A 26,765-nucleotide genomic window follows, 5' to 3' on the forward strand; every position below is an offset into this window, starting at 1 on the left:
TTGCCAACTGGGGAATCATGTCAGATTGAATGTTCGTGAATTCGAATAGCTTCCTGCCGGTTTTATCCGAGTATCCGTTGACGGACACGAGTGTGAACCGCAGGAAAGGATACCTCCTCGCCCTATTGGCCGCCTTTGGCTATCTATCACTGCTACTGGTGCTTCCATTCGCCCAGTACGTGCTAACCGCGGTGCTAATCGCATACATTCTCTCGCCGCTCCAGCATCGCCTCGAAAAACGGATGTCCTCGACCATCGGCGCGTTCTCGTTGGTCATCCTCGCAATCGTGGCGCTCATCCTTCCGTTCATCCTCGTCGTACTCGCCATCGCGGATGACGCTGCCAGAATGGCGCAGAATCTCGATCCTGAAGAACTCCAGCTAACAGAAATAGAGGAGTATCTCGAAAGCGAGTTCGGCCTCGAAGTCGATATCGCCTCCTCGGCTGCCGATCTCGGCGAGCAACTGGGAACGACGGTGCTCGAGCAATCGACAGCCTGGCTCAGCACGATTACTCACGCTTTGGTCGGATTCGGGCTCGCGCTGTTTCTCATTTACTACCTGCTCAAAGACGGCGACACGCTCTACGGCTGGGTCCGTGAGATGACCCCGCTTCCAGAGGACGTACAGAACGACCTTTACACGGAACTCGACGAAGTCATGCGAGCCGTCCTCCTCGGCCACGTCCTGATCGCCATGGCGCAGGGGCTCATTGCGGGGCTCGGCTTTTTCGTGACCGGCATCCCGAACGCCGCGTTCTGGACGGCGCTGATGATCGTCCTCGCTCTCATTCCGCTCGTCGGAACGTTTCTGGTCTGGGGGCCAGCAGTCGGATACTTGGTGTTAACCGGAGAGCCGCTGTTCGCCCTCGGATTGTTCGTCTACAGTGCGATCATCGTCGGCGTCTCGGACGACTATCTTCGCCCCATTGTTGTCGACCGCTACGCGGATATCAACCCCGCCGTGATCATCGTCGGGGTCCTCGGCGGCGTCTACGCGTTCGGGTTCATGGGACTCTTCTTCGGCCCCGTCGTGCTGGGGGCGTTTATCGCGACGGTTCAGGTGGTCGACGAAAACTACGAGCGACTCGACGAGACGGGCGGACGGTCGGGCAAGCCCGAGTGAGAAGGGGTACCGAGACGCTCGCGGAAACGCCGAATCCGTCGCGCTTTTGGCCGACGAGCCCAGACTACCAGTATACGAATGGCCCGGTATCACATCGAGACGTACGGCTGTACGTCGAACCGCGGAGAGAGCCGCGAGATAGAGCGGCGGCTCCGCGACGCGGGCCACCATCAAGTCGAGGGTCCAGAGCGGGCCGACGTCGCCATCCTCAACACCTGTACGGTCGTCGAAAAGACCGAACGGAACATGCTTCGTCGAGCCGAAGAACTGGCCAACGAGACCGCAGACCTGTTCATCACGGGCTGTATGGCTCTCGCACAGGGCGAGGAGTTCGCCGGTGCGGGGATCGACGGCCAGGTGCTCCACTGGGACGAGGTCCCCGAGGCGGTCACGAACGGCGAGTGCCCGACGACGACGCCGGACGCCGAACCAATCCTTCAGGGCGTAATCGGCATTCTCCCCATCGCTCGAGGCTGTATGTCGGATTGTTCGTACTGCATCACCAAGCAGGCAACCGGCAAGATCGATTCCCCACCGATCGAGGAAAACGTCGAGAAAGCCCGCGCGCTCGTCCACGCCGGCGCAAAAGAGATCCGCATCACCGGCCAGGACACGGGCGTCTACGGCTGGGACACGGGCGAACGAACGCTTCACGAACTCCTCGAGCGGATCTGTGCCATCGACGGCGACTTTCGGGTCCGCGTGGGGATGGCCAACCCGAAGGGCGTCCACGGCATTCGCGAGGAGCTCGCGAACGTCTTCGCCGAGAACGAGGAACTCTATAACTTCCTGCACGCGCCGGTCCAATCGGGCTCGGACGACGTGCTGGGTGATATGCGCCGGCAACATCAGGTCAAAGAGTACCTCGAGGTCGTCGAGACGTTCGATTCGACCCTCGAGTACTGGACGCTTTCGACGGATTTCATCGTCGGCTTCCCGACCGAGACGGACCACGACCACGAACAGTCGATGTCCTTGCTTCGGGAAACCCGCCCCGAAAAGCTCAACGTCACGCGCTTTTCGAAGCGGCCGGGAACCGACGCCGCCGAGATGAAAGGGCTCGGTGGCACGGTAAAAAAGGAACGCTCGAAAGCGATGAGCGACCTCAAACTCGATATCGTGGGCGAAGCTTACGAAGAGATGGTCGGCGAAGTGCGAGAGGACGTACTCGTCGTCGAGGAGGGAACCGCCGACTCCGTGAAGTGTCGGGACGGCGCGTACCGTCAGATCATCGTCCAAAACGCCGACGATCACGGGGTCGAAATCGGCGACTTCATCGACCTCGAGATTATCGGCCAAAACACGGTTTATGCGTTCGGAGAGCCGCTCTAGCCCCTAATTCCCATAGTTTCAGATTCGAGAAAGAGGAGATTTTTGACGTAAAATTCCACAATGGTGGTGGAGTTTTCGATGTCGGTTGCAGACGACACCCACTCTTTTGCGGTTTCGAGACGAAGCCGGGGTATGATCACGCTGTACCAACTCGAGGGCTGTCCGTACTGTGAAACCGTCGACGAAGAGCTCAAGACGCTCGACCTCGACTACGAGAGCATCTGGGTGGAGGGACTACACTCGGAGCGAAACGAGGTCAAACGCGTCTCCGGCCAGCGACAGGTACCCCTCCTCGTCGACGAGGCGTACGGTGTCACGATGGCCGAATCGGAAAACATCCTCGAGTATCTCGATCGGACCTACGCGTAAGGCCGGATTCCGGCCAGAAATCGACGGAATTCAATCGAACACGACGGCCCGGGCGTCTCCGGGAACCGTCGCTCCATCCTGCTCGGCGAACGCTTCGTGGAGGCTCTCGTAGGTTTCATCGAGCGCTTCGACGATGACTGAGGTGTCCCCAATAACCGGCATGAAGTTGGTATCCCCCTTCCAGCGAGGGACGATGTGGGTGTGGAGGTGGTCGCCGATCGAGCCGCCGGCACCCTCTCCGAGGTTGAGACCCGCATTGAAGCCGTCGGGTTGAAGCGCCGTCTCAACGGCCTCGAACGTCCGCTGTTTGAGTCGGGCGTGATCCAGCAGCTGTTCGTCGGTAAGATCCGCGTACTCGCCCGTGTGTACGCGCGGAATCACCATCACGTGACCCGGACTGTACGGGTAGTTGTTCAAGAGAACGAACGCGTGCTCGCTCCGTGCGACGAGCAGGTTCTCCCGGTCGTCATCGCGTTCGGGGAACTCACAGAACACGCAGTCCTCGATATCGGCGTTTTTATCCTCACGTCTAATCCATTCGATTCGCCACGGTGCGAACACCTGGTCCATACGGGTGACCACTCGAGCCGAACCTAAAGCATTTCATCAGTGGCCGTGGCGAATCCTCGATCGTTGCGATCGTAGTTATTGACGCCGACCCGTGTGAACACGAAGGTTGCTACCGCTAAACACGCATCTGAGTGGCAAAGAATCGATAATACAAACTTAACCGATTGTCATGTTCGTGGGAAAGTAGATTAATAAGTCATTAAATCCGGTTCTAAACAATCTCGAGCGATCTCAGCGAGTGATTTGCCCCACCCCGCTCACGTCTTGCGATTATTACGACTCAATATCCGTAATGGGACACGGGTTTATGATGCCCCTAATCTTAAACCAGTTTCAATGGCAACAACAGACAACTCATTCAACGGGATGACCGAACACTGCGACGATTGCGAACTCGAAACTGTCCACGAAGTGAACGTGCAGATCCGAACCGAGAGCCTGAAACAGGAAAACGCACAGTTCTCTCGTGAGCCCTACCGCGTGGCCGAGTGCCAGCGCTGTGGGAACCGCACGAGCCAGCGAATGAACAACGCCTGAAACGGCCCGGAAGCGACGGTACACGATACCAAAACAGTTGCGTAGATTGGACGGTGATCGGTGGGACCACCGTCCGTTGTTTTTTGGTTTCAGGTGTGATAGAGAATGTCTATACGATTCCCTGAGCCGACGCTACTTCGTCGTTACCTCACAACCGTCTTCCGTGACGATGATTGTATGCTCTTTCTGGCTCACGAGACACCCCTCGTCCTCCTTGAGGACGGGATAGCCGTGGACGATGTTGTTGCGTTTGAGTCGCCGCAGTGCAACCTCGGGACGACCCGTCTCGAGCCACCGCGTCGCGAACGGGAGGGTTCGAAAGTCACCGGTGATCTGCTCGAGCGCCTCTCGAGCCTGCCGGTTCCGAACCGACCCCTCCCGCTCGAGCGAGAAGATTTCCTCGCTCGACCCCTCTGTCACCTTTCCGCCGCCGTCCGTCGCGAACGGTTCGATAGCGACGACGTCGCCGGTTTCGAGCGTCGTTCCCTGTGAAACGGCGCGGTTGGGGATATTCGGACTCGTGTGTTGCTCCCAGTGACCCAGTCCATGGCCGGTGAGGTTGACGACGGGATTGTAGCCGTAGCCGTCGATCACGTCCTCGATTTCGGCGCCGATATCGCCCGTCTCCACGCCCGGTTCGATCACGTCGATCGCGGCCTGAAGCGCCTGTTCGGGTGCCTCAGCGAGTTCCGGGTTGCCTGAGAGATCGACGGTGATAGCGGTGTCCGCCAGCCAGCCGTCGATGTGAACGCCGATATCGAGGTTGATCATCTCCTCGCCGAAGGTCGACTCGTCGTCGATACTCGGTGTCGCGTGTGCCGCCTCCTCGTCGATCGAGATATTCACCGGGAACGCCGGTTTTCCGCCCAACTCTCGTATCCTGTCTTCGGCGTATTCGGCGATCTCGAGGTGACTCGCACCGACCTCGACGCGATCTGCGGTTTCCTCGCGGACCTGCGAAAGGATTTCGCCGGCTTCGCGGTGCTTTTCGTACATCTCCGCCTCGAGATCGACTTCCGTTTCGCTCATGTACCCGGGTTGTATCGGTCAGCAAAAAGAGGTTCCGCCTGCCGAGTCCGCGATCCTATCGGTCGAACCCGACGCTAACGCGGCGGATAGACACAGAACATTGGTAGACGACACTCTCCAGCCCGCTCGCGAAGAGTGTGGGTCGCCGGGAGGACAGTTACGAGGAGGACACGGGAGGCGAGTCGGTGTCTCCGGTCCACTCGCAATCGGGACAGGCGGCGACACCCTGAACGTTCGACAGCGTCGCTCGACAAAGCGGACATCGTTGTGCTGCATGCTGTGGGGGGCGGAGCATTATCGAGTAATTTTCATCGACGATAATAAATATGTGCTACGACGATCGTCGATGATCTCGCCGTTCCGTTGCCATTTGCATCGCATTGCTGTTGTACGCCGACCCGAGGTGGCCGCGCGCGTCAACGACGATAACGCCGGCGGTCGACCCGGTCAGTTCCGCGAACTCCTCGATGGCGAGTTCGGCGGCCGCGCCCGCCTCGAGACCGCGCTCGACGTGTCCAGCTACGCGTCGTGAGAGCGTCGTGCGGGCGATATCCTCTCCGGCTCCGGTCGCGCTCACCGCCGCCGCCGGCGAACAGTAAAAGCCGGCGCCAACCTGCGGAACGTCGCCGACGCGGCCGGCGAGGGCCAACCAGCGTCCGCCCGTCGACGTCGCGGCCGCGAGGGAGTCGCCGTCGAACGCAACTGCACCGACGGTATCGTGGTCGTGTTCGTCACCGCGGGCGCGCTGGTCCCCGTAGCGGTCACCATCTTCGCCGGGGTGGTGGACATCGGACTCGTATTCGTTAGACGGAGCCCCTGTCTCGCGGTCGATGTCCGACCCATCTCGTCCGCCGGGATCCGTCTCACCGAACCGTTCGTCGATCCACTCGAGTTGGGTCCGCGCGCCGCCGACCGGGACCTCGAGGTCGTCCCACTTTTCGCGCGTTCGATCGGTCCAGAGGTCGGCGTCGACCTCGACATCGAACGACTCCGCGAGTTCGACGGCGTGATCGCCCGAAACGAACGTGTGTGGCGTCTCTTCCATGACTATCCGAGCAACGCGAGTCGCACGCTTGACTCTCTCCATCGAACAGACGGCACCGACCGAACGGTTGTCGGTCATGATTCCCGCGTCCGTTCGGATCTTGCCGTCACTCTGGACGGCACTCCCGACGCCCGCGTTGAAGCGCGGTGAGGACTCGAGAACGCCGACGGCGGTCTGGACGGCGTCGACAACTTCGGCTTCGGCTGCGCCCGCATCGGCGGCATCCTCGAGAACCTCCTGTCTCTCGGTCGGGTTTTCGGGATCGCTCCCGGCCCCGCCGTGAACGACGATTTGCACGCTCCGATCTGCTGATCCGCGCGGATTAACTCTCTCGGTTTCGATCCTTCAGTGTCACACTGTCGCCCGTCGGTTCGAGTAGCGGCGGTCGGTATCCAATCGCTCAGCCGTCGGCCATCGTCCCGATTCCCGCACACTTACCACGGTCCACCGTGTATCCGGACGACGATGACGCCACTCGTCTTTCTGGTCGGCTTCTGTCTGATCCTCGGGGTGATCGTAATCGGACGAGTGGTGAGCGGAACGTCGACGCGCCCAACCGACGGTGGAAGCGCATCGATTATTATGGGTGTTGCGGTGCTTTCCGTGTTCTGGGTCGCACTCGAGGAATCGTTACTGACGAGTCCGGTGTGGATCGTAATCGTTGGGTTCGGTTCGATACTGATCGCGATTGGAGTGGCCCTCGTGATCCGTCGATGGGACGAGTCGGTACCGGCATGAGTGGGGCGTTTCCATTTTTTGTCCGACCACCTTCCCTGACTTAAAAGAGTTCTCGAGGGAAATGGTAGACCTTTTACCCCTATCGAAGAACCGTACAGACGAAATGAGCTACGACAAGATCGAAGTCCCTGAACAGGGGGAAAAGATCACGCTGAAGGACGGTTCCGAGGACGAACTCGAGATCCCCGACAATCCGATTATCCCGATTATCTACGGTGACGGTGTGGGCAGCGACGTCGGTCCCGCCGCACAGAAGGTGCTCGACGCCGCCGCGGATGCGACCGGTCGCGAAATCAACTGGATGCGCATCTACGCAGGCGAGTCCGCCCGCGAGATGTACGACGAGAATCTCCCGGACGAGACCGTCGAAGCCATCAAAGAACACCGCGTCGCGATCAAGGGCCCGCTCACGACACCGGTCGGCGCCGGCTTCCGCTCGCTGAACGTCGGTCTACGCAAACTGCTCGATCTCTACGCGAACGTTCGACCGACCTACCACCTTGACGGCGTGCCGTCGCCCGTCAAGAACCCCGGCGAGATGGACATGGTCACCTTCCGAGAGAACACGGAAGACGTCTACGCCGGCATCGAGTGGGAGGCAGGCACCGACGAAGTTCAGCAGGTCAAGGAGTTCGTCGAAAACGAGATGGGCGAAGACGACGTCATCCACGACGGCGACGTCGGTATCGGCATCAAGCCGATCACCGAGTTCGGAACGAAGCGACTCGTCCGCCGCGCCATTGACTACGCCTTAGAGCACGACCGAGACTCGGTCACGCTGGTCCACAAGGGCAACATCATGAAGTTCACCGAAGGCCAGTTCCGCGACTGGGGCTACGAGGTCGCCGAAGAGGAGTACGGTGAGGAAGTCATTACCGAGGATACCCTCTGGGAGGAACAGGACGGCGAGGTCGACGACGACACGCTCGTCGTCAACGACCGCATCGCGGACAATATGCTCCAGCAGTTGCTCACGCGAACGGACAACTACGACGTCATCGCGACGATGAACTTAAACGGGGACTACATGTCCGACGCCGCCGGCGCACAGATCGGCGGCCTCGGCATCGCTCCCGGTTCGAACTTCGGCGACGGTCGCCTGCTCGCCGAGCCCGTCCACGGCTCCGCACCCAAGTATGAAGGCCAGGACAAGGTCAACCCGACCGCGATGATCCTTTCGGGTCGCATGATGCTCGAGTACATGGGCTGGAACGACGCCGCAGATCTCGTGCGAGACGCCGTCGAGGAGACCATCTCCTCGGGCAAGGTCACCTACGACCTCGAGCGACAGCTCGAGGACGCCGAGAAGCTCTCGACGAGCGAGTACGCCGAAGAAGTCGTTGCGAATATCGAAAAACTGGCGTAAGCCTGTTTTTCGAACAGTCAGAACGCAAAGCGTTCTGACGACATCGAAACGCTCTCGTAGAGCGTTTTTCAGCCGCTTTCGCGGCTTCACCGCGCGAACGTTATTTTTTCTTTCTTTCTTCGAGTCTCCGACCCCGACGTCCCCCTCGAGCCAACAGGTCACGCGATGGGCGGATACGCTACGAACTGACCGGGTCACCGTCTTCCGGCCGGCTCCGGACGGCGTTCGGTCCCGTTGCCTCGAGGAGCCCGACTGCGGCTGCAATCGTCGCGAATCCAACCATGACTAACAGCTCGAGGCCGAGCGGCGTGGCGTCGGCGCTCGGATCGATTCCGACGGCGATCCCCGTAAAAACGACGATTGAAAGAACGAGAGCGGCGGGAGCCACGAGAGAGTGGTTCATCGAAGGGGCTGGCATCGATAGCGACCTCGGTTCACGTCCGGAGACGGCGTCGAGGCTCGCGTTTCGGCCCCCGAGAGCGGTGGCAACGACGAGGCTCGCGAGCAGTAACGGACCGAGCCGAACGAACCCGAGGACGGTCAACGTGGACAGATACCCAATTGCAACGATCCCGGTGAAACGGGTACGCCAGCCCACGAGCAATGCGACGCCGACCGCGGTCTGAACCACGGCGAAGACCACGACCCAGCCGCTCATTGCAGGGAGGATCACCGTTTCAATGAACATGGCGATCGGTGCGACGTGTTCGGCGGCCATAGCTTCAAACGCCTCCGCTTGCACGTCCGCCGACGCCCAGCCGGGAAGGCCTAGATCGGTCCGAAAGAAAATCTCCTGGAGGAACCGGTACCCGACGAAGATCCTGAGTACATCGGCCGCGACCGCCACCGAACGAACGCCACGGAAGACGGCCAGCAGCCCACCCGCGGTGAGCGCCGACAGGATGGTCATCTCGAGACTGATCGAGAGGATACGCGACGTCTCGGCCGTCGGCATCGAGATCGGTAGTACGCCGAAATCACCGCTAATCCGGCTGCCAATCTTGGGTACCACTGACGAGGGATCGGAAGGGGTCGATTGACCGCGCGGGTCGCCCGACCGATCGAATCCGAGCGAGTTTCAAGAATCGCGTCGAGGCCGTAGTGCCGTCCCGCACTAGCCACGAAGACGAACGCGATCGGAATCGTAAACAGCGGCGAGGTGCGGATCGTACCGAAGTGGAACACGGGAAGGAAGTACAAAACGCCGAAGAAGGCGGCCGGACGGGTCCATAACCCGATGATCAGTGCGACGGCCGTAAGCAGTTGCGCGGCAGTGGCAACGTAGCTCCACTCGGCCGCGTACGGGAGCACGGCAGTCTCGAGCAGCGTCGCATACCAGCCGAAAACCCCGTCGTCAATCGCTCGCTCCGCGACGCGAGTGATGTCGCCGCCGGCGTTCGCACCAACCCAGTCCTCGTTCGTCCCCGAAGCGAGCGTCCCGAGCTTCCACCAGCCGCCAGCGATCACCTCGTACAGTAGCAATAATCCGATAAATACCCGCGTAAAGGCGATCCACGGGCCAGTTCCTCGCTCAGTTCCCGATTCGTCTCGAACGGATGGGTTTTCTAGCATTTCAAAATAATCTTTTACTAATATATAATAAAATCTTCGGCCTAATTATTATCTCGACCACCGAGGGCGATGGTCATTTCACTCGAGCCAGTTGCCGAACTGGTCGAAACCACAACGTTCTCACCGTCGAGTCCGTACACTCCCACGATGGCTGTAGTTCGCGTCGACGACGAGCAACGACTCGAGGACGCCTTCAGTGTCCGACAGACGGTGTTCGTCGAGGAACAGGGCGTCGACGAGGAGGTCGAGTACGACGAGCACGAGGACGACGCCGTCCACTTCGTCGCGTACGAGCGAACGGATGCCGGCGAGGAGCACCCGATCGGGGCAGCACGCCTTCGAGAGCCCGAAGACGGCGTCGGGAAGGTCGAACGCGTGGCGGTGCTCGAGTCACATCGCGAAAACGGCATCGGCCGAGAACTGATGGACGCCCTCGAGACGGAAGCTGGTTCGGACGGACTGGAGACGCTCAAGCTTCACGCCCAGACTCGAGCGGCCGGATTCTATCGCGGGCTCGGCTACGAACAATACGGCGAGGAGTTCGAAGAGGCGGGGATCCCCCACGTCGCGATGAAAAAGTCCCTCGAGTGATCCCGCGGGTACACGAAAGAGCGAGAGTCCCTGCTACTTACTCGAGTCGCGGCAACTCGCCGGTTCGTTCCTTGCGAATGAGATCGCGAACGAACAGCCGAAGCTGTCGCGCCAGATCCGCTCGGTCGTCATAGGAGTAGATGCGCGCCTCCCATCGATCCCGGACGGCCGCGATCATCGCGCTCCGAACGCTCGATTCGTGGACGAACATCACTCGTTCTCGGCGGTTATCGGCGGTCTCGTCGTCGAACAGCGCTTCGAGAACGGCTCCGGTCTCGATGCCGACGCCGAGGTTGTCGCCGATCGCAGGGACGACGTAGACGATGGCATTGCTCGCACGGGCGAATTCGATGCTCTGAGTCGCCGCGTCCATCTCTTCGAGTGGAACGTCGACATCGATAGCGAGAAAGGCGTTGACGCCGGCGTTCGTTCGGAGCCGGTCGCGGACCTCAAGCAACAGATCGAGCGCGGCTTCGTCGTGCTCGAGAACGTGGTTCGAATCGACGAGCGCCCCGAAGTCGACCGTTTCCGGGATCGATTCGGGTTCGGCGTGCTCGAGAGCCCGTTCGACATCGAACGCTTCGTAGGGCCCCATCAAATAGACGAGAAATCGAGGTCGCTGCAGGTCGCCGAGTTCGGCGATCAGACGGTCGCGCATATCGGTGCTGCTGCGCGATACCATATAAACATAGATGATTTCAGTGGTTACTGAGTCAGCGAATACTTAAGCGATCGTACGTACAAGAGATTCATATGGCAGAGTCCGAACGGGTGGCGGGGCGAGAACGCGAGGGGTTACTGCCCGAAAATAGCGTCCTCTCACTCGAGGAGTACCTCGCGATGCAACGGTCGATCGGGAACGAAACGAGGTTTCGGATCGTCGATACGCTCGTCGAGGGCGGGTCCCAAAGCGCCAGCGAACTTCGTGACAGGCTCGAGGTCCGGTCGAACGCATTACACTACCATCTCGAAGAACTCGTCGAAGTCGGATTGATCGAAAATCGAAAGCGAAAATCGCCCGACAAGGACGGATTGTACTCCTATTATCGAGCGACCTCACTTGGCGAAGGGATTCTCACCGACGGCGTCCGCGAACTCATGGCTCGAGAGTGGGACGCACTCGAGGCGTACGGCGAGTGACCGTCGACGCCGATCCACCCTACCGAAACTGCATGCCGCCGTTGACACAGAGCACTTCGCCCTGCACGTAGGAATTTTCGATTAGGTACTCGACCGAGTGAGCGATCGCGTCGGGTTCGCAAGCGTACTGGGGGAGGTGGGTGTCGATCCCCTCGTGGCCCCGAAACTCGACGGACTCGAGATAGTCGACGATTTCATCGTTCATATCCGTTTCCACAGGTCCCGGCGCGACCGCGTTCACCTGTACCCCGTCGTCGCCGAGTTCTCGAGCCAACGAGCGGGTGAGTCCGTGTAGCCCGGCCTTGCTTGCCGCGTAGGAGGCGTCGACGGTGCCAGCCGTTCCGCCGATACTCGAGACCATCACGACGTCGCCCCCGGTTTCACGGAGATCTGGGGCCGCAGCCTGAGTGACGGAAAACGCCCCGGTCAGGTTCGTCGCAACGACCTCCTCGAACGTTTCCGGCTCGAGGTCCTCGATCGGGGCCGGCTCGACGATACCGGCGTTGTTGACCACGGCCTCGATCGAGTCGAACGTGTCACGCGTCCGCTCGAGGAGTGCTGTCACTTCAGTGGGTTCAGTGACGTCCGCCTGAATCGCAACCGCGGACGCCCCGGCGGATTCGACCTGTTCGACCGTTTCTTCTGCCGCACCGCCGTCGGAGCGGTAGTTGACGACGATATCGTGTTCGTGAGCTAATCGGGTCGCGATCGCTCGTCCGATCCCTCGACTTCCACCGGTAACGATGACTGCCATGCGTGCCAAATCGGGAGCAACGGTCTTTCCAATACCGGAATCTCCCTCACCCGTTCGTTACAGGACGTTATCTCGGATATATCGACCGCAGAGCCCGAGCATCGCGAGCGCCATCGCGACGGCGAAGGCGACGACGAACGCCGAAGCAGGCTCCGTAACTGTCGCGAGCTCGCCGCGGACGAACTCACCCGCGAGCACGATCGCGACGAGTAGCAGGGCAACTCCACCGACGTTCTCGAGAAGCGAATTCGTCTCCGGCACCGCGTCGGAATCGTTCAGCAGGTAGAGGATCACGATGAGTGCAAACGGCGTCCCGACGAGTCCGAACGCGAGAACGAGGACGAGCAACTGGAAGAACGAACCGCCGAGGAACGCCCCGAGTGCGGAGACGAGCGCGACGACGACGATCATCGCACGGAATCGCGAGTCCTCGACGGACTGCTCCCAACCGAGTTTGTCCGCGAGGAGGTACGGCGGAACGATCGTGTTCCCGCCGAGCGTCGAGATCGCCGCCCCCCAGAGCCCGAGGAGGAACAGCCAGACGGCGTATTCGCCTGCAACCGGACCGAGCGCCTCCGCGGCCTGGATTTCGGTGATCGTCGCCGGGTCGAGACCGGTTTCGGGCAAGACGCTCGCTGCGACGAGGAAGATCGCGAGACTGAAGATTCCGAACGCGACGAGCATCGAACTAATGATGTCGAATCGGGCTAGTGAGACATCGTCTCGAGTCCAGCCTCGAGCCTGCATCGTGTAACTCTGCATAGTCAACAGCGTGATGTGGACGGCACCGCCGAGCACACCCGCCGCGACCAGTGCGCCGCCGACGCCGGCGGGAATCTCGGGCTGGAGCCCGGAAACCGCAGCTCCCGTATCGATCGGGACGACGAACGCTGCGGCGATGAACGCGAGAACGACCAACGAGACGATGATCTTCACACCGACCTCGGCGAATCGGTAGCCGCCACCGGCGAGCGTCAGCGCGAGGAATATCGCCCAGATGACTCCCCAAATTCGTGGATCGGCCGCAGCGTCGAGTCCGGCACTGCCGACCATCGTCGCGCTGACGTCAGCGAGCGTCTGCATGATCACCAGTTGTGCAAGCCCCGAGGCGAGAACGGCGTCGATAAGGAGCACCCACGCCCAGAACTCGCCGAGGTGTTCCTCGACCACGGCGATGATCCCCTTCTCGGTGAGCAACCCGAGTCGCATGGCGAGATACTGGCCGATCGTCCCGAGAACGGCAGAGACAATGACGACCCACAGCAGTGCGTAGCCGAAACTCGCACCCGCAGTGAGCAGACTCGCCATCGTCGCCGGTCCCGCGGCGATTGCACCGGCGAGCCACGTCGGCCCTAACTGTCTGACGAACGTTTCGATACGACCACCGTACACCTGTCTCGACTCCGTTGCCATCGGCCCACCTTGACAAAGGGAGTTTATAACTCCGTGGTATTGGGCCGTGTTCATCTCATCCTGGTAGTGTTTTCTGGTCGAGTGAGGAGTCGATCTGTCGTGTGAGAATTCGATTATGAAGCGCCCAAAAGAGCGACGAAAGCGACAGAAGCGCCGGTGTCGAACTCGATATCGACTCTCGTCAGCTCGGGTGCTCCCGCGGCGGGCCGAAAATATCCACTCCTCGAACGGTTTCATCGCCGCGATTCGTGACGGCGCGTGATTGATCTCCAGGGATCACGGAGGAATCTTCCGGACCATAGACGATTTCCTCGACAGCGGTAACGAGAGACAGACATCCAAAGCGATACTGGCCGGCAACCCGCGTTCGAGGAAACGGCCCCGTTCCGATCGGTTTCACTTTCACTCCACTTGCCGAACGTTAAACTACGGCGGGAACTACCGTCGGGATATGTACGCCGTCGTCGGTTGCAGCGAGTGCTCGCATCTCTGGCTTCTCGAGGGGCGCTCGGAGACGACCCAGTGCCCCCGCTGTGGGTCGCGTCGGGCCTACGAAAAACGAAAGAAGTTCGTCGAAACCGAAGACGCTGATCACGCGCGAGACGTTCGCGCCTCGATGTTGGCGAACCGTCAGGGCGAGGGGGAAGCGTTCGCCGAAATGGATTCCTATGCCACCCTCGAGACTAGAGTCGATGGCGGGGTCATCGACGAAACCGCGTATCTCGAGGCCTCTGGGCTCGATGTTGAAGCGGTCGACGCCGCCGGCGACCGCGATCCGCGAGGCCCGACTCGGCGCGGGAGCAAGAAAGACGTCGTCACCCGAGCGCTCGAGGAACTCGAGGAACCCACGGAAGATGAGATCGTTCAGTACGCCGGGAATCGCGGGGTGTCGGCGGAGTACGTCCGAAAGGCGCTTAAAAAGCTCTCGAGACAGGGCGAGGTGAGCGAACAGCGCGGGCAGTACCGACCGCTGTGAGTATTTCGATTCGACCCGTTTGAGAACGATACCCCCGATTTAAGCGGCGTGGTGATGAACAACCGCTATGGATCTGAGTGAGTTACTTGAGGGGGATGCGCTTACCGGACGGCAAGCGGCGATTATCTTCTTCGTTTTCCTCAGTCTCATCATTATCGCCGGTATACTCCTGATTCTGTTCGGCGATATCTTCCAGGATCTATTCACGTAACGAGCACCACCGGAGCGAATTCACCGGGACCCTAGACGGGCACGGCTGCGAGGATACCCGAATCGTCACGGCTATTGACGCCGGCCCGAAACGACGGCTATGACAGAGACGGTTGAGACGGTCGACGTTCAGGGGACCGCGATCGGTGTCGGGACCGTGATCGCGATGGCCTGCCTGGTGTACGGAACGGTCGTGAGCCAGACGATCGTCGGGATCGACACGACGACGCTAGCGATGTGGGTGTTCGCCGCAACCTTCCTCGCCGTCGGAACGCTCCACGCCGCCTACGGCCACGGAAACCTCGCGTGGGGTCACGGCGGCGCGGCGGCTGGCTGGCTATTCATCCTGCTCGGAACCTCCGGCTTTCAGATTGGGGTCGGACTCCTCTTGCTCGTCCTCTCGGGTGCCTACATCGTCCTCGTAACGTTGCGACTCCGGCGCGGCGGGGCCGAGACACAAGCATAGCGCCGCCGATTCGAGATGGGGCGAGACCCGACTACAACCACCCGAGCGCAACGGCCAGGGACAGACCGAACGTTGCGACCGAGAGCAGTAACTCGACCACCAACAGGAGTCGGCTGGCGCGGTGGGACTCGAGCAACGGGCGAACGGACGTGTCCGGATCGAGTTCCGGAGCCGAGTCGGGGTCGGGCTCCGAATCCGGATGGGAACAATCACAACTCATATGTGGTGGAGCGCCCGCCGGTGCTCGCCGAACGGACGCATCTTCGACTACAGGAGCCACGGGAAAATACCAAAGCCAACAGCGCGTGGTGAAAGTGAAAGTGGCTTTGAGAAGCCGTTAGATGCGTGTGTAGCCGACAGCGGAGACGAGAGTACGGAACGGTTCTCAAAGCAGGACTGAAACTAAAGACGAAGGCCCCATCGTATTACCAACAAAATCTCCGAATCTCGTCATCACGAAAGACGTGCGTCTCTCGAACGACCTCGGGGTAGCCGCCTTGCGTTCTCGATGAACCGATGTCGAACCGCTACCTGCCGAGATCCTCGTGTGCGCTCGCAAGGTGGTTCGAGGCCAGCGCGGCGAGCAGGGAGAGTTCACCCGCGAGCGCGCCGGCGGCGATCACTTCAGCGAGCGCGTCCGCGTTCGAACCCGCGGGATCGCCGCCGCCACGGACGCCGACGACATCGAGCGCCTCGGCCTGCGTGGGGAGTTTCGTCCCGCCGCCGACGGTTCCGACCTCGAGGGAAGCAAGCGAGACGCTCGCGTACAGGTCGGTCGTGATCTCAGGGTCGTCCGACCCGGCGGTCGGTGTCGTTTCGCGCTCTCGAGTATCCATCGTCGTGATGGCGTTGGCCGCTTCGACGACCTGCGCTTCGTCCTGTCCGGTCGCGAGGAAGGCCGCGGCGACGACGTTCGCGGCGTGGGCGTTGAACCCGAGACTCCCTGCCTTTGCGCTTCCGACCAGATTCTTTCGGGTGTTGGCCTCCACGATTGCGGAGGCGGTGGTGTGAAGTCGATCCTCGAGGAGTTCGCCGGGGATGACGACGTCCGCGGTGACGGATCGCCCGCGGCCCTCGACGGCGTTGATCGCGGCGGGTTTCTTGTCCGAACAGAGGTTGCCCGAGAGGGCGACAAGCGACGCAGGCGTTTCGTCCTCGACGACGCGACAGGCGGCTTCGGTCGCGATCGTTGCCATGTTCATCCCCATCGCGTCTTTCGTGTCGTAGGCAAAGCGGAGGAACACCGAGTCGCCGACGACGTAGGGCTCGACGCCGAGTACCTCGCCGTGGCTCGTGGTCTCCTCGGCGGCTTCGCGGAGTTTGTCGCCGTTCGCCTCGACCCACTCGACCGTCTCGGCGGCGTCCGCGACGCCGGAGACCCGAAAGACCGGCGCTCGAGTCATCCCGTGTTTGGTCACCCGGGCGGTGACGCCGCCGGCGTCGTCGAGCACCGAGAGTCCGCGGTTGACGGAAGCCAAGAGCGCCCCTTCGGTGGTGGCGAGCGGGAGGTAGTACTCCCCGGAAGCCGCGCCGCCGTCGATCGAGACCGGGCCGGTGATCCCCATCGGAATCTGGGCGGCACCGATCATGTTCTCGATCGCCGACTCGGCCTCCGCGGCGTCGAAGCCGTAGGAACCGATCGCCTCGAGGTCCGCGTCGGTATCGGCCTCGAGGAGTTGTCGTCGCGCGCTCGCGGCGGTGTCGTGATCGGCGTGATCCTCGAGTTCGTGCAGGCGAAGGTCGCCCTCGCGGACGCGTCGGGCGAGGGAATCTGCGTCTGTCATGAGTCACCAGTCACAGCCCTCGGACCTAACAGTTGTTGATTCGCCGCGAAGGCGAGGGTCGAGCCAACAGACGCCGGAAGGCAGTTCGCAGTGAGCCAAACGGTTTTGGCGCTCGCCGACGCTCACTCGGATAGGATCATGACCGAGGCCGCCGATCGGCTGTTCGTCGACGGAGAGATACACACGCTCGAGCGCCCATCCGAGACGTACGAGGCGATGGCGGTTCGGGACGGTGAGATCGTTCGCCTCGGTCCAACCCGTGAGATCGCGTTTCTCGAGGGCGTCGAAACCGACGTAATCGACTGCGACGGCCGGGTCGTCCTCCCGGGATTCATCGACGCCCACACGCATATGGAGAACCTCGGCAGATCCATGGTTCACGCCGATCTCGCGGGGGCAAGCACACGCGAAGCGGCACTCGAGCGGCTGAGCGAGCAGGCGACGGCCAACGATCGGGAATGGATTCTCGGCTTCGGCTACGACGAAAGCGATTGGAACGAGTCCCGGTATCTTACCCGCGAGGACCTCGATGCCGTCAGTGACGAGCGGCCCGTGATCGCGGTTCGAGTCGACATGCACACCGCCTCATTGAACACGGTCGCCCTCGAGAAGCTCGCCGACGCAATGGCGGCAACTGATATCGAAACGGAGGGTGGTGAACCGACCGGCGTAGTCCTCGAGGAGGCCACCGACGCCGTCTGGGAGGCGATCGAACCCGACTACGCAGAAACCCGCGAACTCGTCACCGCGGCCATTTCGCGCGCGTCCGAACTGGGCGTCACCTGCGTCCACGACATGAACAGACAGTCAGCATCGCCGCGAGTCTACCGCGATTTAGAGGCTAGCGGAGACCTCGAGTGTCGCGTCCGGCTGAACTACTGGAGCGACCACCTCGAAAGCGCGGTCGACGTCGGCCTCGCGACGAACGCCGGGAGCGAATTCATTCGGACGGGTTCGATCAAGACGTTCACGGACGGGAGTATCGGCGGTCGAACGGCGAAGGTGAGCGAGCCGTACGCTGACGGTTCGGCTGCTGGTTCACGCGACGATCACGCCGGAGACGGGAACTGCGGTCAATGGGTCGTCGATCCCGCCGAACTCGAGGACCTCGCGACTCGAGCCGACGACGCCGGCTTTCAGCTCTCGGTACACGCTATCGGTGACGAAGCGATCGAGGAGACGATCTCGGTCCTCGAGACGACGACAGATCCCGCCGGGTCGCGACATCGGATCGAGCATGCCGAACTCGCCAGTGACGATGCCATCGAGCGGATGGCGAAAGCGGGGATCATCGCCTCGGTGCAGCCGAACTTCCACCAGTGGGCGGGCGAGGGGGGCCTCTACGACCAGCGGCTCGGACAGTCGCGGCGACGGCGCTCGAATCGGCTCCGAACGATGCTCGAGGCGGGTGTTGCGCTCGCGTTCGGTTCGGACTGTATGCCGCTCGATCCGTTACTCGGTGTCCATCACGCGGTGAACGCACCCGCCGAGGCCCAACGGCTGCCGGTTACCGAAGCGCTCCGCGCGTACACGCTCGGCGGGGCCTACGCCGGATTCGACGAGGATCGACTCGGGACCCTCGAGGTCGGGAAACGGGCTGATCTGGTGGTGCTCGAGGCGTCGCCGTGGGAACAATCGGATCGGATCGAGGAGATAGACGTATCGATGACCGTCGTCGACGGAGAAGCTATCTTCGAACGGTGAAAAACACGAATAGCGCAGAAGGGGTTCTCGAGGTCAACTCGACGGTCGGTCGAACGGAAAGATCGATACGCAGGCCCACGAACTGAGCGACAACAATCCCCTCGAATGTAGATGCCGAGAGTTGTACTCAGTCGGGTCTGAGCGTCAGCTCCAACCGATCTAAAACAGTTTTTCAGAGAGAAACACCGATTATAGATTGGATAATATTATGACTGGTTCTGTTGTTGACTCGTATGGCTCAGTGGGGACGACGATCGATACTGGCAACCTGTGCAACGCTTTCGACTACCGGCGCGCTCGGGTCGATCAGTGCTGTGGCCGCTGAGGCTCCGGCAGGTTCGGCGGGAACGACATCGAGTTCCGTTTCGGCCGACGACCCGGCGGGCTGGTCCTCGGCTCGCGGGAACGCTACGAACTCTCGTTCCCTGCCGCTCGAGGACGGGTTCCCGGAGTTGGACACCGAAGCCTGGCGGTACGAACTACCGGGAACCACCCACGCCACAGAGGGTCGAGTCGCCGTCGCCGACGGTCAGATATACGTCCAGACGGAGACCGAACTCTTCGCGCTTGACGCCGACGACGGCGAGTTCGTCTGGGAGAGCGAGATTTCGTCCGAGGATCGACCGACCGTCGCCGACGACACGGTTTACGTCGGCAGTCAGGGCCGCGTCACCGCGTTCGACGTGGCGGACGGTTCGGTCCGGTGGGATCGAGAGTTCGATACCGACGGCCAAATTCACAGTCCCGCGGCTTCCGACGGATCGATCTACGTCACCGCTTCCGGAACGCTCTACGCGCTCGACGGCGACGACGGGTCGAGTCGGTGGGAACGCGACGAGATCGAAGTGCGACCGAATAACGAGGGTGTGGGCGATCCCGTTCCGGCATCGTTCGAAACGGACACGGTTGCCGTTATGGACGGGTCCGTCTATGCGAGAACGGATCGGGTCCAGTTCGGCGACGACGACTCTCGCGAGACCGAGTTCCCCGGTGGGATCGCCGCGATTGAATCGGCGACGGGCGAACCAGAGTGGGCGATCGCGTTCGAGGACGGAATTCCCAGATTCCCCATCGCGGCTGATGAGTTCGTCTACGCCCCGTACTTACACTCGAGCGGGTTTAACGAGACCGGGCCCTTGCTCGACCCCGACACGGGTGAGCACCTGGGAGATTCAGATCGCACGGTAGCCGGAATGTCCGACGTTCGAATCACGACATTTCCCAGCCGCGGCACTATCAGTGCCCACACGTCCGGCTCCGGGGAGGATTGGACTATCTCCACCGCCGAGTACGGCTGGGCCGTTCCGATCATCGCCGGAGACACGCTACTGGTCTCCCACCGACTGCGAGAAGAGTGGGAAGACTCAGAGTATCCCGACAGTTCGATCATCGCGTTCGATCTAGAAGACGGGTCGACGAAGTGGAATCTAGAAGTCGATGGACCGCTCGAGATCGCCGCCGTCGACGGAAATACGCTCTATGTCGTGGCCAATTCCGAACTCGTCGCGCTGCGTGCGTCCGACGCCACACCGGACGACGGAAATGATAACGACGATGAGGGCGACGGAGACAACGACGAGGGCGACGAAGGCGACGACTGTGAGTGTGAAGACGGAAACGACGATAGCGACGAAGACAGTGGAAACAGCGACGATGGAAGCGGCGACGAAGACGGCGGAAACGGCGGGGGCGATGGAAGCGGCGATGACCGCGACGGAGACGACGAAAACGGCGACGCCGACGCCAGCGACGAGAACGGTGACATCGAAGACGACGATGGTTCGAACGGTGGAGACGACGATAACGCTTCGAACGAGGACGCAACTGAGACGGACGATGACGACGGTATGCCCGGATTCACGGCCGGTGCCGGTATCCTCGGCGGCGCGGCCACCCTCGAGTGGCTGCGCCGAAGTGCCGCTGTCGACGAATCGACCGACGTGGACGAACCGGCCGAGTAACGGCTTCTCCGAATGTGGCGAACGGGACGAGAACGCCGACGACTAACCGTGACCGCCGGTCCGCCGAGTGCGTTTTCGTCACGTTCATCGCTCCCGGATATCCCGCCTCCGGTCTCGACAGGTTCTGGGCGGGTCACGATCGATCGCGTTAGTCGCGTACACGTCCTTACCGTGAATTCGCGGCCAACAAAATTTCAGCACCCGTTCGCTCGATCCTCGAGGGTACTGAAAACTCACCGGCACGAGCCTCGAGAGCACTATAAATCCAGTTCCAAAAGTCAGACCGTCTCAGTGATCCGCTTCGGTCAACTCGTCGACACGGTCGATGAGCGTCGTCATGATCTGCTCTTGCTCGTTCGTCGTCTCGACGATGCGCTGGGTCGCCTCCTCCGAGCGATCTGAGCGGTCCCTGACAGTCTGTAACGTTCCGGTGAGTCCTTCGACCGTCGAAGCCTGTTCGTCCGTTACGCGGGCAACCTCGGAAATTCCGTGGGCGGCCTCCTCGACGGATTCGCTGATCTCCTCGAGCGAACTGTGCATCTGCTCGATCTGGTCGTCAGCGTGTTGAATCCGATCCTGCGAGCGGTCGACCGCCGACGCGGTTTTTTCGGATTGGTCCTGGAGTGCGGAGATGCTCTTGGTGATCGCGTCAGCGTGCTCGTTCGTCTCGTCGGCGAGTTCCTTGACGTGATCCGCGACGACGGCGAAGCGCTCGCCTCCCTGCTCGGAGCCCGCGGCTTCGATCGTTGCGTTGATCGCGAGCAGGTTCGTCTCGTCGGCGATATCCGAAATTACCTCGATCACTTCGTCGATGTCGCTGATCTGGTCGGACAGCTCTCGGACGGTTTCGGAGAGTTCGTTGCCGATCTCGACGACTTCCTCGGTCGCTTCTCGAGTTGCATCTCCCGCTTCGAGGCCCTTTTCGGCGGTCTCGAGCGAGGCTTCGGCGGCCGCGCTAACCTCGTTCGCCTCGGCGGCGACTTCCTCGATTTCCGCGGCGAAGGACTGAATTTCGGTCGTCGCGTCTTCGACCAGCTCGTTCTGTTGGGAGACGTTCTTGGCGATTTCGGTCGCCGCCTCGTTGGCCTCGTCGGTCGCGTCGTCCATCTGCTCTGCGTGTTCGTTCACCTGACCGGTGATATCCGCCAGGTTCTGGGCCATCTCGTTGATCGAATCGACGACCGCGACCAGATCGGAATCGAGCGTGGAGAACGTCGATTTTCGCTCGGCTCGAGCCGACAGGTTGCCCTGTTTGATCGACTCGGTGGTTTGTTGGACTTCCGAAATCAAAGCGGTCGTCGCGTCGCGTTCGTTGATCGTCTCCGTGCGGTCGATGACGACTTCGACGACCCCGATCAGCTCGCCATCGTCATACAGCGGCGTCGCGGAGAAATCGATGTGGCGTTCGTCACCGTGTTGGTCGACCATCGTACTCGTATCGCCGACGCGACTCGACGACGGATCGCGGAGTTCGACGTCGTGTTCGACGTGCGCCCGTTCGGGCGTCTCGAGAACCTTGTCCGCGAGCGTCTTCGCTCGGCGACCGTCGGGATAGAACATCTCCGAGGCCCGATCGTGACCGACCGCTTCCTCGCGAGTTGCCCCGGTTAACTCGGCGAGCGTCCGGCTCCACTCGACGATCACTCCATCGGTATCAAGTACGAACGTCGGCGTCTCGATTCCGTCGAACAGTTGCGTGTACCCGGCTCGAGTCAACGTTTCTCGGTCGGCTTCGGTTGAACTCGTGGCTGGGTCGACGTCACCCTCCACAGCGCCTGGAGATGCACCCGGCTCGTCCGGTTCCTTCGCTTCCGGCTTCCCCCCTTCAGTGAGTGACGAACGGTTTCCTGTCATTTGTAGTAACGTGTCCCGTAAAGAGAACGATTGAGAACCGGTTTATTCTTTGTGGCAGGTGCTGTCATAGCCGTTGCTCTCGTCAGGCACACAATTCGAAGACCAAATATTCGGAAGCGATCGAAAACGATATTTCAGTTCATCCTGGAAACGTATAATATTCTTGTCTTCGATGTTAGCCGGCTCGGGAAGCGCATCAAAGCGGGGAGAAAATCGGAATAAGAGACGAACCAGAAGGAACTGGGACGCGAACAAACAGAGAGAGGAGATGATTGATAAACGGTGGTTGACAGGACGAAGGAATGTGGGGACCGAGAATCGAGAACGTGAACGGGGTTTCGTTTACCCGGTGATAAACCCACCCGGCGGACAGTGTTTCGCCGGCCGGCCGTCATCAGTCGTCGCCGGTTCGTTCCCGAACTCGGGCGAGTGACGGATCGTTCGTCGGACTTTGGCTCCTCGTCGTGCGATTCGAGTCGTGAGGACCAGTAGTTTACTCATACATGAGTAATTGTTCCGTGACACGCATAAGTATTTTCGAGACGATAGATTGTGTTGGTTAGTTCCCTGTCCAATCAACGAACGGATATACTATCGGCTGTCCCTCTGTGAAGATTCTCGCACCCCCGGGCGGGAGAATCGTAAATGACGTACAGGCGGCAGTATAGCTCACGCCGTCGATTTCGAATCGATGACGATGAGGGAGCTACTGAAACGTCGCTGAAAGAACGGGCCGAGGTTTTTGCCCTGTGACGTGAATAAGCCGGCATGGAACTCGATCTCATCGTCTCGGAACTCCACGGGGAGGACCCGGCCGATCTCGCGAGAGAAGCGGAATCGCTCGGTTATGATGGGCTCTGGCTGACGGAGCTCTGGGGCGAAAACGCCGTCGTCCAGCTCACCGAGATGGCGATCGCGACCGAGGATATCGGTCTCGGAACGGCGATCGTCAACGTCTATTCGCGCTCGCCCGCCGTGCTCGCGATGACCGCCAACTCTCTCGAGCGAGCGTCCGACGGCCGGTTCGTGCTGGGAACCGGCGTGAGTACGAAGAAGGTGATCGAAGACCTCCACGGCGAGTCGTTCGACCGGCCGGTTCGGCGAGCCCACGAGACGATCGAACTCGTCCGAAAATTCACCGCTGGCGACGGCGACCGCGTCCGGTACGACGGCGAACTCATCGATGTCGCGGATTTCCCCGCGCTCGAGGCCGACGTGCCGATCTATCACGCCGGACTCGGGCCCGCGAACCGCCGCGTCGTCGGCCGGCTCTGTGACGGGTGGATCCCGCACAACATCCCGTTTTCGGGACTCGAGGAGGCGTTCGAGACCGTCGCCGAGGCCGCACGGGAACGGGACAGAGATCCAGACGAGATTACCGTCGCACCCTACGTTCCGACGGCGGCGAGCGAGGATCGGGAACTGGCTCGAGAAACGATGCGACAACACGTCGCCTACTACGTCGGGAGCGGCGAGGGGTATCGAAAGGCCGTCGCGACGAAATACGAGGACACCGCGGAGCGAATCGCCAACGCCTGGCGAAACGGGGCTCGAGACGAGGCGACGGGGATGGTTACCGACGAGATGGTCGACGATCTCGGCGTCGCCGGCACCCCTGAGACGGTACGGAACCGGCTTCGAAAGGTGGCGGAGGAGACGATCATCGACCGGCCGATCGTCGTCGTTCCCGAACCGGCGACTGCCGACCTCCGCGAGGAAACGATCCGAGAAGCGGCACCCGAGCGGTTCTAAAGGACTCAGCGCGAGTTCGACAGGTTACCCGACCCGTGGTCGTTTACGCGCCTCGGATCACAGCCCCGAACTCGCTTACGATTCTAATTCGACGCGGTCGCCCGTCTCGGCGGACTCGTAGGCGGCCTCGATCACTCGAAGGTCCGCAACACCATCCGTTCCGTCGGGTTCCGGGTGCGTACCCGTCTGTACGCAGTACCCGAAGTAATCGAATTCTTCGCAGACCTCGTCTACAGGTGGTCCGGTGTACTCCATTCGCATCTCGCCGCTCTCGACGACGATTTCCTGAGGGACGACGCCCCCGAACGGCGAGGCAATCGAGATCATCCCGTCCGTTCCGACGAGTTGGAGCTGACTGCTTGCGTGGGCGTCGAAACTCGCCGTACAGGCCGCCGTTGTACCCCCGGGGAATTCGAGTTGGACCGAAACGTGCTCATCGACGCGGTCGAACGGCTCGTCGCTCGAGTGGGTCGATGCGTACACCGAGACGGGGTCAGCATCGAGGAGGTATCGCATGGTGTTGATCGGATAGATGCCGAGATCGACCAACGCGCCGCCGCCGGCGAGTTCCGGATCCAGCCGCCACGTGTCGGCGTTCGTATACTCGAGCAACGGATGGGAGAACGCGCCGTGAACCTGCACGACGTCGCCGATGATGCCGCCGCCAACGAGTTCCCGGGATCGTCGGACCGTCGGCTCGAGTTGCAGTCGATAAGCGGTCATCAGCGTAACGCCTACTGTCGAACAGGCGTCGACGACCTCGCGCGCACGCTCAAGCGTTACCTCGAGCGGTTTCTCGCAGATGACGTGTTTTTCGCGTCGGGCCGCCGAAAGCGCGTACCGTCCGTGGTACGCGTTCGGCGTCGAAATGTAGACGGCGTCGTATTCGGCCTCGAGGTCGCCGGCCAGATACGCGTCGTAACCGATGACGTGCTCGACATCGAACTCGTCCGCGACGGCTCGCGTTCGACGCGCCGAACTCGTCACGAGAACCGTCGTCTCGCAATAGGATCCCGCACGAATACCGGGGAGCGCACGGTTCCGTGCGAAGCCGCCGATTCCGAGTACTGCGATCCGAACCGTGTCGTCGATCGATTCTCGCTCCCAGTCACGCCGTCTGAAGTCAGTGAAGTAGTCCTCGAGCGTCATACCACCGCTACGACATCGACCCAAAAGATTCCAATTCAGGGGGTGAAGACAGTTCGAGTGAGATGGTAGTTTCGTCCGTCGAAGGGGAGACGGCCACAGCATTGGCAGTCAATAACAATCAGTCAAACGCTGTAATTGAAGGAAAAAGTTATTCAATGGCGGCCTGTGGACTAGGATAATCCACAGGAAGATACAATGGTAACAATGGAAACCGCAGATCTCGATACAGATCTAAGTTTATTCAAATACGACAATCTCGAACAACTTCCACCAAGGTATCGGGATCTCGAAGAGGATGAACGAACGGAGCGTATCGAAGCCGCACTCGAGGCGTTAGGCGAGGACGTGGTGATTCTGGGACACAATTACCAGCGTCGGGAGATCATCGAACACGCCGATTTCGTCGGCGACTCATATCAGCTTTCGAAGGAGGCCGCGAAAGCCGACGCCGAGTACGTCATCTTCGGCGGCGTGACGTTCATGGCCGAGTCCGCAGACATCATCACGGACGACGACCAGACCGTTATCCTCCCGTCGATGGAAGCGTCGTGTCCGATGGCCGGAATGGCCGAAGCGTTGCAGGTCGACGCCGCCTGGGCGGAGATCACCGACGCCGCACCCGACGAGGAGATCATCCCGATCACGTACATGAACTCCTACGCGGATCTCAAGGCGTTCTGTGCGAGTCAGGGCGGCCTCGTCTGTACCTCCTCGAACGCGCATAAGGCGTTCGAGTACGCCTTCGAAAAGGGGGACAAGGTCCTGTTTTTGCCCGACAAACACCTCGGTGAGAACACCGCCCACAGGCTGGGCTTGGCGGACGATATCGCTGAGTGGGACCCCTGGGACCCCGAGGGGAAAGACGCCGAGGAGGTCGCCGACAGCGACATCATCCTCTGGGACGGCTACTGTCAGGTCCACGAACGATTCCGGGTCGAGCACATCGAGGAAATCCGCGAATCGGATCCGGACGCGAAGGTCATCGTCCACCCGGAATGTCGCCGTGAAGTCGTCGAAGCCGCCGACAAAGCGGGCTCGACAGCGACGATCTGCGAGACGGTCGAAAACGCAGATCCCGGCGACACGTGGGCGATCGGCACTGAAATTCATCTCACGAACCACCTCCAGCGCTGGCACCCCGAGGTGAACGTTTTGCCGCTCTGTGGTGACGCGTGCATGGATTGTAACGCGATGCGCCAGATCGATCCCAACTACCTCACCTGGGTCCTCGAGGAACTACTCGAGGGACGCGAACGGAACGTTATCGAGGTCGCGCCCGGCGAAAAGGAGATGGCCGAACTGGCCCTCGAACGAATGCTCGAGATCTAA

At 61.1% G+C, this 26,765-nt stretch carries 28 protein-coding genes and 1 pseudogene; 15 read left to right on the plus strand and 14 right to left on the minus strand.

Annotated features, from left to right (window positions below; genetic code table 11):
* Window positions 1–92 precede the first annotated feature (92 nt).
* The 3 genes from ACYQ14_RS07335 (at window position 93) to ACYQ14_RS07345 (ending at window position 2,825) form a co-directional block, all read left to right on the plus strand.
* Entirely contained in the window at window positions 93–1,124 is a 1,032-nt protein-coding gene (locus ACYQ14_RS07335) for an AI-2E family transporter (protein WP_459886532.1), read from the plus strand.
* A gap of 78 nt (window positions 1,125–1,202) precedes the next feature.
* Entirely contained in the window at window positions 1,203–2,456 is a 1,254-nt protein-coding gene (locus ACYQ14_RS07340) for a tRNA (N(6)-L-threonylcarbamoyladenosine(37)-C(2))-methylthiotransferase (protein ID WP_459886535.1), read from the plus strand.
* 132 nt (window positions 2,457–2,588) lie between these two features.
* On the plus strand, window positions 2,589–2,825 hold the full coding sequence (locus ACYQ14_RS07345) for a glutathione S-transferase N-terminal domain-containing protein (protein WP_459886538.1): 237 nt from the start codon (window positions 2,589–2,591) through the stop codon (window positions 2,823–2,825).
* Between the two features lie 30 nt (window positions 2,826–2,855).
* Here ACYQ14_RS07345 and ACYQ14_RS07350 read toward each other — a convergent pair whose 3' ends face one another.
* Entirely contained in the window at window positions 2,856–3,395 is a 540-nt protein-coding gene (locus ACYQ14_RS07350) for an HIT family protein (protein ID WP_459886541.1), read from the minus strand.
* Between the two features lie 336 nt (window positions 3,396–3,731).
* Here ACYQ14_RS07350 and ACYQ14_RS07355 point away from each other — a divergent pair, with 336 nt between their 5' ends.
* Complete coding sequence (locus ACYQ14_RS07355; protein ID WP_283834792.1) at window positions 3,732–3,932, plus strand: DUF7835 family putative zinc beta-ribbon protein; 201 nt, start codon at window positions 3,732–3,734, stop codon at window positions 3,930–3,932.
* A 132-nt stretch (window positions 3,933–4,064) separates the two neighbouring features.
* Here ACYQ14_RS07355 and map read toward each other — a convergent pair whose 3' ends face one another.
* On the minus strand, window positions 4,065–4,961 hold the full coding sequence (gene map, locus ACYQ14_RS07360; RefSeq protein WP_459886544.1) for a type II methionyl aminopeptidase: 897 nt from the start codon (window positions 4,959–4,961) through the stop codon (window positions 4,065–4,067).
* Between the two features lie 331 nt (window positions 4,962–5,292).
* Window positions 5,293–6,303, minus strand: a complete 1,011-nt coding sequence (locus tag ACYQ14_RS07365) for an isoaspartyl peptidase/L-asparaginase (protein WP_459886547.1) — start codon at window positions 6,301–6,303, stop codon at window positions 5,293–5,295.
* 168 nt (window positions 6,304–6,471) lie between these two features.
* Between ACYQ14_RS07365 and ACYQ14_RS07370 the strand changes: the two genes are divergently transcribed.
* Both ACYQ14_RS07370 and icd read left to right on the plus strand, forming a co-directional pair.
* A complete protein-coding gene (locus tag ACYQ14_RS07370; RefSeq protein ID WP_459886550.1) occupies window positions 6,472–6,744 on the plus strand; it encodes a hypothetical protein in 273 nt (90 codons plus the stop codon).
* A 103-nt stretch (window positions 6,745–6,847) separates the two neighbouring features.
* Complete coding sequence (gene icd / locus ACYQ14_RS07375; RefSeq protein ID WP_459886551.1) at window positions 6,848–8,110, plus strand: isocitrate dehydrogenase (NADP(+)); 1,263 nt, start codon at window positions 6,848–6,850, stop codon at window positions 8,108–8,110.
* Between the two features lie 178 nt (window positions 8,111–8,288).
* On the opposite strand, the gene ACYQ14_RS07380 is transcribed toward icd, so the two are convergent.
* On the minus strand, window positions 8,289–9,065 hold the full coding sequence (locus ACYQ14_RS07380; protein WP_459886554.1) for a hypothetical protein: 777 nt from the start codon (window positions 9,063–9,065) through the stop codon (window positions 8,289–8,291).
* Window positions 9,017–9,682, minus strand: a complete 666-nt coding sequence (locus tag ACYQ14_RS07385) for a hypothetical protein (protein WP_459886557.1) — start codon at window positions 9,680–9,682, stop codon at window positions 9,017–9,019. The genes ACYQ14_RS07380 and ACYQ14_RS07385 overlap by 49 nt, the downstream gene beginning before the upstream one ends.
* 147 nt (window positions 9,683–9,829) lie before the next feature.
* Here ACYQ14_RS07385 and ACYQ14_RS07390 point away from each other — a divergent pair, with 147 nt between their 5' ends.
* The gene (locus ACYQ14_RS07390) at window positions 9,830–10,273 is read left to right on the plus strand and encodes a GNAT family N-acetyltransferase (protein WP_459886560.1); all 444 of its coding nucleotides are present in this window, start codon (window positions 9,830–9,832) and stop codon (window positions 10,271–10,273) included.
* A 37-nt stretch (window positions 10,274–10,310) separates the two neighbouring features.
* Here ACYQ14_RS07390 and ACYQ14_RS07395 read toward each other — a convergent pair whose 3' ends face one another.
* On the minus strand, window positions 10,311–10,931 hold the full coding sequence (locus tag ACYQ14_RS07395) for a DUF7509 family protein (RefSeq protein WP_459886563.1): 621 nt from the start codon (window positions 10,929–10,931) through the stop codon (window positions 10,311–10,313).
* 95 nt (window positions 10,932–11,026) lie between these two features.
* Here ACYQ14_RS07395 and ACYQ14_RS07400 point away from each other — a divergent pair, with 95 nt between their 5' ends.
* Complete coding sequence (locus ACYQ14_RS07400; protein ID WP_459886566.1) at window positions 11,027–11,413, plus strand: helix-turn-helix domain-containing protein; 387 nt, start codon at window positions 11,027–11,029, stop codon at window positions 11,411–11,413.
* Between the two features lie 19 nt (window positions 11,414–11,432).
* On the opposite strand, the gene ACYQ14_RS07405 is transcribed toward ACYQ14_RS07400, so the two are convergent.
* From ACYQ14_RS07405 to ACYQ14_RS07415, 3 genes and pseudogenes are all read right to left on the minus strand, one after another.
* Window positions 11,433–12,176: an SDR family NAD(P)-dependent oxidoreductase gene (locus tag ACYQ14_RS07405; RefSeq protein ID WP_459886569.1), complete on the minus strand. Its 744-nt coding sequence runs from the start codon at window positions 12,174–12,176 to the stop codon at window positions 11,433–11,435.
* A 48-nt stretch (window positions 12,177–12,224) separates the two neighbouring features.
* Window positions 12,225–13,580: an NRAMP family divalent metal transporter gene (locus ACYQ14_RS07410; protein WP_459886572.1), complete on the minus strand. Its 1,356-nt coding sequence runs from the start codon at window positions 13,578–13,580 to the stop codon at window positions 12,225–12,227.
* 181 nt (window positions 13,581–13,761) lie between these two features.
* Window positions 13,762–13,893 (minus strand): annotated as a pseudogene (locus ACYQ14_RS07415) (cupin domain-containing protein); the annotation flags it as partial.
* 138 nt (window positions 13,894–14,031) lie between these two features.
* On the opposite strand from ACYQ14_RS07415, the gene ACYQ14_RS07420 reads away from it, so the two are divergent.
* From ACYQ14_RS07420 to ACYQ14_RS07430, 3 genes are all read left to right on the plus strand, one after another.
* Window positions 14,032–14,556 carry a DUF5817 domain-containing protein gene (locus ACYQ14_RS07420; RefSeq protein WP_459886575.1) on the plus strand — a complete coding sequence of 175 codons (525 nt, stop codon included), beginning with the start codon at window positions 14,032–14,034 and terminating at the stop codon, window positions 14,554–14,556.
* 67 nt (window positions 14,557–14,623) lie between these two features.
* Entirely contained in the window at window positions 14,624–14,767 is a 144-nt protein-coding gene (locus tag ACYQ14_RS07425; protein WP_459886578.1) for a hypothetical protein, read from the plus strand.
* 99 nt (window positions 14,768–14,866) lie between these two features.
* On the plus strand, window positions 14,867–15,232 hold the full coding sequence (locus ACYQ14_RS07430; RefSeq protein ID WP_459886581.1) for a hypothetical protein: 366 nt from the start codon (window positions 14,867–14,869) through the stop codon (window positions 15,230–15,232).
* Window positions 15,233–15,263: 31 nt separating this feature from the next.
* Here the strand turns inward: ACYQ14_RS07430 and ACYQ14_RS07435 are convergent, their stop codons facing one another.
* Window positions 15,264–15,452: a hypothetical protein gene (locus tag ACYQ14_RS07435; protein ID WP_459886583.1), complete on the minus strand. Its 189-nt coding sequence runs from the start codon at window positions 15,450–15,452 to the stop codon at window positions 15,264–15,266.
* A 307-nt stretch (window positions 15,453–15,759) separates the two neighbouring features.
* Window positions 15,760–17,016 (minus strand): hydroxymethylglutaryl-CoA reductase (NADPH), encoded by a 1,257-nt coding sequence (gene hmgA / locus ACYQ14_RS07440; protein ID WP_459886585.1) that lies wholly within the window; start codon window positions 17,014–17,016, stop codon window positions 15,760–15,762.
* A gap of 138 nt (window positions 17,017–17,154) precedes the next feature.
* Here hmgA and ACYQ14_RS07445 point away from each other — a divergent pair, with 138 nt between their 5' ends.
* On the plus strand, window positions 17,155–18,720 hold the full coding sequence (locus ACYQ14_RS07445; protein ID WP_459886587.1) for an amidohydrolase: 1,566 nt from the start codon (window positions 17,155–17,157) through the stop codon (window positions 18,718–18,720).
* 233 nt (window positions 18,721–18,953) lie between these two features.
* Complete coding sequence (locus ACYQ14_RS07450) at window positions 18,954–20,681, plus strand: outer membrane protein assembly factor BamB family protein (RefSeq protein WP_459886589.1); 1,728 nt, start codon at window positions 18,954–18,956, stop codon at window positions 20,679–20,681.
* A 288-nt stretch (window positions 20,682–20,969) separates the two neighbouring features.
* On the opposite strand, the gene ACYQ14_RS07455 is transcribed toward ACYQ14_RS07450, so the two are convergent.
* Together ACYQ14_RS07455 and ACYQ14_RS07460 are read right to left on the minus strand one after the other, a co-directional pair.
* On the minus strand, window positions 20,970–22,535 hold the full coding sequence (locus ACYQ14_RS07455) for a methyl-accepting chemotaxis protein (protein WP_459886591.1): 1,566 nt from the start codon (window positions 22,533–22,535) through the stop codon (window positions 20,970–20,972).
* A 342-nt stretch (window positions 22,536–22,877) separates the two neighbouring features.
* Window positions 22,878–23,036 carry a hypothetical protein gene (locus tag ACYQ14_RS07460; RefSeq protein WP_283834809.1) on the minus strand — a complete coding sequence of 53 codons (159 nt, stop codon included), beginning with the start codon at window positions 23,034–23,036 and terminating at the stop codon, window positions 22,878–22,880.
* Window positions 23,037–23,303: 267 nt separating this feature from the next.
* On the opposite strand from ACYQ14_RS07460, the gene ACYQ14_RS07465 reads away from it, so the two are divergent.
* Window positions 23,304–24,287, plus strand: coding sequence for an LLM class flavin-dependent oxidoreductase (locus ACYQ14_RS07465; protein WP_459886595.1), 984 nt, complete (start codon window positions 23,304–23,306; stop codon window positions 24,285–24,287).
* A 75-nt stretch (window positions 24,288–24,362) separates the two neighbouring features.
* Here the strand turns inward: ACYQ14_RS07465 and gfo6 are convergent, their stop codons facing one another.
* Window positions 24,363–25,436 carry a D-xylose 1-dehydrogenase Gfo6 gene (gene gfo6 / locus ACYQ14_RS07470; protein ID WP_459886597.1) on the minus strand — a complete coding sequence of 358 codons (1,074 nt, stop codon included), beginning with the start codon at window positions 25,434–25,436 and terminating at the stop codon, window positions 24,363–24,365.
* A 195-nt stretch (window positions 25,437–25,631) separates the two neighbouring features.
* On the opposite strand from gfo6, the gene nadA reads away from it, so the two are divergent.
* Window positions 25,632–26,765, plus strand: a complete 1,134-nt coding sequence (gene nadA, locus ACYQ14_RS07475; protein ID WP_459886599.1) for a quinolinate synthase NadA — start codon at window positions 25,632–25,634, stop codon at window positions 26,763–26,765.

The organism is Halostagnicola bangensis (assembly GCF_054653435.1).

Coding starts and splice junctions, on each gene's coding strand:
- ACYQ14_RS07425 (WP_459886578.1), top strand. CDS start 14,624: ATGGATCTGAGTGAGTTACTTGAGGGGGATGCGCTTACCGGACGGCAA.
- ACYQ14_RS07455 (WP_459886591.1), bottom strand. CDS start 22,535: ATGACAGGAAACCGTTCGTCACTCACTGAAGGGGGGAAGCCGGAAGCG.
- ACYQ14_RS07395 (WP_459886563.1), bottom strand. CDS start 10,931: ATGCGCGACCGTCTGATCGCCGAACTCGGCGACCTGCAGCGACCTCGA.
- ACYQ14_RS07430 (WP_459886581.1), top strand. CDS start 14,867: ATGACAGAGACGGTTGAGACGGTCGACGTTCAGGGGACCGCGATCGGT.
- ACYQ14_RS07400 (WP_459886566.1), top strand. CDS start 11,027: ATGGCAGAGTCCGAACGGGTGGCGGGGCGAGAACGCGAGGGGTTACTG.
- ACYQ14_RS07380 (WP_459886554.1), bottom strand. CDS start 9,065: ATGCCGACGGCCGAGACGTCGCGTATCCTCTCGATCAGTCTCGAGATG.
- hmgA (WP_459886585.1), bottom strand. CDS start 17,016: ATGACAGACGCAGATTCCCTCGCCCGACGCGTCCGCGAGGGCGACCTT.
- ACYQ14_RS07445 (WP_459886587.1), top strand. CDS start 17,155: ATGACCGAGGCCGCCGATCGGCTGTTCGTCGACGGAGAGATACACACG.
- ACYQ14_RS07450 (WP_459886589.1), top strand. CDS start 18,954: ATGGCTCAGTGGGGACGACGATCGATACTGGCAACCTGTGCAACGCTT.
- nadA (WP_459886599.1), top strand. CDS start 25,632: ATGGTAACAATGGAAACCGCAGATCTCGATACAGATCTAAGTTTATTC.
- ACYQ14_RS07340 (WP_459886535.1), top strand. CDS start 1,203: ATGGCCCGGTATCACATCGAGACGTACGGCTGTACGTCGAACCGCGGA.
- ACYQ14_RS07460 (WP_283834809.1), bottom strand. CDS start 23,036: ATGAGTAAACTACTGGTCCTCACGACTCGAATCGCACGACGAGGAGCC.
- ACYQ14_RS07385 (WP_459886557.1), bottom strand. CDS start 9,682: ATGCTAGAAAACCCATCCGTTCGAGACGAATCGGGAACTGAGCGAGGA.
- ACYQ14_RS07435 (WP_459886583.1), bottom strand. CDS start 15,452: ATGAGTTGTGATTGTTCCCATCCGGATTCGGAGCCCGACCCCGACTCG.
- ACYQ14_RS07350 (WP_459886541.1), bottom strand. CDS start 3,395: ATGGACCAGGTGTTCGCACCGTGGCGAATCGAATGGATTAGACGTGAG.
- ACYQ14_RS07345 (WP_459886538.1), top strand. CDS start 2,589: ATGATCACGCTGTACCAACTCGAGGGCTGTCCGTACTGTGAAACCGTC.
- ACYQ14_RS07410 (WP_459886572.1), bottom strand. CDS start 13,580: ATGGCAACGGAGTCGAGACAGGTGTACGGTGGTCGTATCGAAACGTTC.
- ACYQ14_RS07390 (WP_459886560.1), top strand. CDS start 9,830: ATGGCTGTAGTTCGCGTCGACGACGAGCAACGACTCGAGGACGCCTTC.
- icd (WP_459886551.1), top strand. CDS start 6,848: ATGAGCTACGACAAGATCGAAGTCCCTGAACAGGGGGAAAAGATCACG.
- map (WP_459886544.1), bottom strand. CDS start 4,961: ATGAGCGAAACGGAAGTCGATCTCGAGGCGGAGATGTACGAAAAGCAC.
- ACYQ14_RS07370 (WP_459886550.1), top strand. CDS start 6,472: ATGACGCCACTCGTCTTTCTGGTCGGCTTCTGTCTGATCCTCGGGGTG.
- ACYQ14_RS07355 (WP_283834792.1), top strand. CDS start 3,732: ATGGCAACAACAGACAACTCATTCAACGGGATGACCGAACACTGCGAC.
- ACYQ14_RS07420 (WP_459886575.1), top strand. CDS start 14,032: ATGTACGCCGTCGTCGGTTGCAGCGAGTGCTCGCATCTCTGGCTTCTC.
- ACYQ14_RS07465 (WP_459886595.1), top strand. CDS start 23,304: ATGGAACTCGATCTCATCGTCTCGGAACTCCACGGGGAGGACCCGGCC.
- gfo6 (WP_459886597.1), bottom strand. CDS start 25,436: ATGACGCTCGAGGACTACTTCACTGACTTCAGACGGCGTGACTGGGAG.